At 61.7% G+C, this 621-nt stretch carries 1 pseudogene; it reads right to left on the bottom strand.

The annotated features are described in order from the left end of the window. Positions 1–621, bottom strand: a pseudogene (locus tag AC1D35_RS36715) (D-aminopeptidase); the annotation flags it as partial.

Here is a 621-nt window from a genome sequence, read left to right as displayed (position 1 = left end):
GCATGGCGCCCTTGCCGAGKAAACCTTCGAAGGCGATGTAGAACTCGCCACCGGCATCCTCGCAGACCAGTTCCGCATCAAGTTCGGCGGAATAGTAGCGTCCTGCGACATCTTTCTTCGCCTCGCCGCCAATCTTGGCCATATCGATCTGCAGGTTCTCGTCGGCGCRTTCAAGCCGCACACCGCCGCTCGTGCGCTTGAGCGTCATCAGGCGCGAGCGCGCCGTGGTCTCGTCTGCCAATTCCATGATTTCGGGCATGGTGCCGAAACGCGCCTTGATCTTGCCGGGGCCAGCGACGCTTACGGTCAGGGAAAGCATGGTACCCGTCTCGTCGAGATAATGTCCGCACCATGACGGATCGATCGCGATCGCTTTCGGTGGCGCGGTTTTTATCCCGAGGGCGGCTGCCGTGATCTTGTCGGCCGCCTCGGGCGCGGATCCTTCGTGATTGAACATCACCACGACCGAAAGACGTCGTGACGGCGCATAGCGCCGCTGAAGCCGCCAGCCGCGCAACGCCCCGCCATGGCCAGTCATCGCAACGCCATGGAAATCCATATGACGCAGACCAAAGCTGTAGCAGGCGGGCTTGCCCTCCGAAAATGTCGTGGGTGCCGAGA

Source organism: Rhizobium sp. P1_E6 (assembly GCF_056405875.1).
The sequence above is the reverse complement of the archived record's forward strand: the minus strand, read 5'-3'. Positions and strand labels throughout refer to the sequence as shown.